Below are 2,950 nucleotides of genomic sequence, written 5' to 3'. Positions count from 1 at the left end.
TGGGTTCTCCCTTAACATCGGAGCGACAGGTTCCCGCGTTCCACATGAAAGCCTGGTGAAGAGTCACGCCGCCTTCATGCCGGATGTCGCCTGGGCAGAAATCAGGTCGTCCCCCAGACTCGTCCCGGGCTAACGAATTCCTCCCGGTTTCGACATCATCTTGCACTTTTCGACACGTCATCAGCGGTTCGCTTGCGCTCGTCTCTCTAAACCTCACCTGACGGACTAAAGTCCGCCTTTTCTGCAACGCTCACCACCACGGCTCTTTACCGTCGCAGCTTGCAGTGGTTTGAAACCTACCCCTGACGGTCGGTTTCGAGGGACCTACCCTCATCTTCCGTGCAGCTCGGCTCCCACATTGATCCGACAGCTACGCCCATCATGCCCAGGAACAGCTGCTGGGCGATCGCGTTCGAGGCTGCATTATTTCTGATAGGCCGGCATCAGGTTGATCAGGCTTTCGGCATCCTGGGCCCATTTCGCTACCCAGTCCCTGTCTTCCATGCGATAAAGGTTGCACATGCCAGATATCTACTCCGCCGAGCTCGAACGGACGACAATCTAGCGTATGGCGCTGATTTCGCTAGTCGAGCCGGAGGACGTCGGCATTGTCCTGGCGTTCTCGCAAGCCTTTGTAGGATGGATGGCGAAGTTTGCCGTCCGTCGTCCAGGCGCGAAACTCGATCTCGGCAATCAGGGTTGGCTCGACCCAAACAATATCGGCACTTCCGGAATAGGGCAGGGGCGGTTGCTTTCGCTTCCAGCGCAGCTTGTCCAGCATCTTCCGCAACCTAATGGCCTCGGCTTCCTTGAAGCCGGTGCCGACGTTTCCGACGTGGACGAGATCGGCATCGCGATAGGCGGCAAGCACCAACGAGCCGAAGCCGACAGGGGACGCCCGATGACATCTCATAACCGACGATGAAGAAAGCCTCGCTCTGCACGCATTTGATTTTCACCCAATCTCCGGTCCGGCCGGAGCGATAGGGCTGATCACAATGCTTGCCGACAATCCCTTCCAGGCCGAGGCCGCAGACACTCCAGGAGGATGGCGGGTTCGGCGTCGAGTGTCTCTGATAAACGGATGGCACCGTCCTTGCCGTCCAGAGCGTCTTCGAGGAGATGACGGCGGGAACGGTATTCGACACCGCGCAGATCGTGGCCATCCAGATAGATGAGGTCGAAAGCGTAGAGGATGGCGTCCGAGGCACGGTTTCCAGGCTTTTTGTCGGATGCGCCCAGCGATTGTTGCAGCAGCCCGAAATCCGGCCGCCCCTCTTCGTCGAGCACCACGGCTTCGCCATCGATGATCATCGTCGCCGGCCCGAGCGCGCGGGCGGCCTGCTCGATCGCCGGAAACCGATGCGTCCAGTCATGACCGCCGCGGGTGAGGATCCGGATACGTTGCGGCTCGATATGAACAGCCAGCCGATAACCATCCCATTTCACCTCCCAGCTCCATTGGTCTCCCGCGGGCGGCTTGGCCTTCAATAGCGCCAGCGCCGGCTCGACGCGGCGGGGCATGGGATCGAAAAGCAGCTGTGGCTGGGCCGGATTGCGCTTCTTGCGCGGCCGCGAACGGATCGGAGCCTCGGTGTCACGAAGGAGCGGTTTTGATCTCGGAGGCTTCGTCATGGTGGCAGTTCAGCAGAAAAACCTTAAAGACACTGTGACGATACCGGATTTGTCCCCGCAATCCACGCCGGAGAGGGTGCGGGTTCTAAGAAAAAAATCTCAATAGGCGCTACCGGCCTGATTCTCATGGATATTCTTCTGAATCCTGATGTTCAGGATAATATTCCCATCCTTCAAGTTGCTTGACTCTTCATTTCGACAGGAACAGAAACAGAACATCCGCATTTGCTCGACATGATGTCGGCCGCCAACACGACCTTGAAGGGAGCCGTGAACGATGACTGCTGCCCGTGAGCGGGTAATTTCCGATCTGCGCGAGCGCATCGCCTCGCTCGAGGGCGTGTCAGCCAGGAAGGCTGGCTGTCTTTCCTTCGGGGTACCGGAAATCGATGCGGTCCTGCCGGGTGGTGGCCTTGCCTACGGCGCCCTGCATGAATTTGCCGGCGGCGGGGCGGGTACCGTCGATGGGGCGGCGGCAGCGCTTTTCGCAGCCGGCATCGTGGCCCGCACCAAAGGTCCCGTTGTCTGGTGCCTGACGCGGCCGGACCTGTTTTTTCCCGCACTCGCTGGGGTTGGGTTGCTTCCCGACCGGGTGATCTTTGTCGAGTCCGACAAGGAAGAGGACGTCCTCGCCAATATGGAGGAAGGGCTCTCCTTCGGTGGACTCGGCGCGGTGGTTGGCGAGATCGTTCGCCTTCCTATGGTCGGCTCACGCCGGCTGCAGCTGGCGCTCGCGGTGCGACGATGGCGACGGCAGACGGAGGCGAATGATTTCGGCCAGCCGACCGCGTCGACCACGCGATGGCGGGTGAGCGTCATGCCATCGGAACAGGCGGGCAAGGGACAGTTCCGCAGCCAGTTGCGCCCCTTAGTCGCGGGCGCGTTCCATCGCGGCGCAGCCGACTTCCGCAAAGGCGGGTTGCGGGACAAGATTTGGCAGGTCTTCGAAGAGGCGGATGTGCCGCTCAATCACCTGATCCTTGAGGTGACGGAGTCGGTTTATCTAGGCCAGCGTGACCACGTGGTCGCCAACGAGATTAAGGCTTGCGCGCTGAAGGCCTGAAGGTCGGCTGGACGATTTCGGGACCGGATATGCTTAATGCGCCCTCATCTCGCCCGTTGATTACACGCAACTCCGCACTTGAAACCTGACGTCCTCCACCAACGCTGCCAATGTACGGAGACGGGGTTTCAGGAGGATTCACTCAACGGCCGCTTACGAAGAAGTCACAACAATAGCGGTTGAAATTTCCTTGCCTTCGCGGCGGTAACTGTGCGGAACGCTAGAGTCAAAATATATAGCGTCTCCTGTATC

2 protein-coding genes and 2 pseudogenes are annotated in these 2,950 nt (G+C 59.6%); 1 reads left to right on the top strand and 3 read right to left on the bottom strand.

What is annotated here, in order from left to right:
• Positions 1-429: 429 nt before the first annotated feature.
• Together ACPYOJ_RS34175 and ligD are read right to left on the bottom strand one after the other, a co-directional pair.
• Positions 430-522 (bottom strand): annotated as a pseudogene (locus tag ACPYOJ_RS34175) (SOS response-associated peptidase); the annotation flags it as partial.
• A gap of 61 nt (positions 523-583) precedes the next feature.
• A pseudogene (ligD, locus tag ACPYOJ_RS34170) lies at positions 584-1,635 on the bottom strand (non-homologous end-joining DNA ligase).
• A gap of 277 nt (positions 1,636-1,912) precedes the next feature.
• On the opposite strand from ligD, the gene ACPYOJ_RS34165 reads away from it, so the two are divergent.
• Positions 1,913-2,698, top strand: a complete 786-nt coding sequence (locus tag ACPYOJ_RS34165; protein ID WP_481420192.1) for an ImuA family protein — start codon at positions 1,913-1,915, stop codon at positions 2,696-2,698.
• 153 nt (positions 2,699-2,851) lie between these two features.
• Here the strand turns inward: ACPYOJ_RS34165 and ACPYOJ_RS34160 are convergent.
• Positions 2,852-2,950 (bottom strand): cupin domain-containing protein (locus ACPYOJ_RS34160; protein ID WP_481419767.1); only part of this gene is annotated, 99 nt, incomplete at its 5' end.

It is taken from the genome of Rhizobium sp. SVR5-9E (assembly GCF_056755095.1).
Note: the sequence above shows the minus strand (reverse complement) of the source record. Positions and strands in the feature narration are given on the sequence as shown.

Excerpts from the sequence above, each read along its gene's own strand:
- ACPYOJ_RS34165 (WP_481420192.1), top strand. The coding sequence starts at position 1,913 with ATGACTGCTGCCCGTGAGCGGGTAATTTCCGATCTGCGCGAGCGCATC.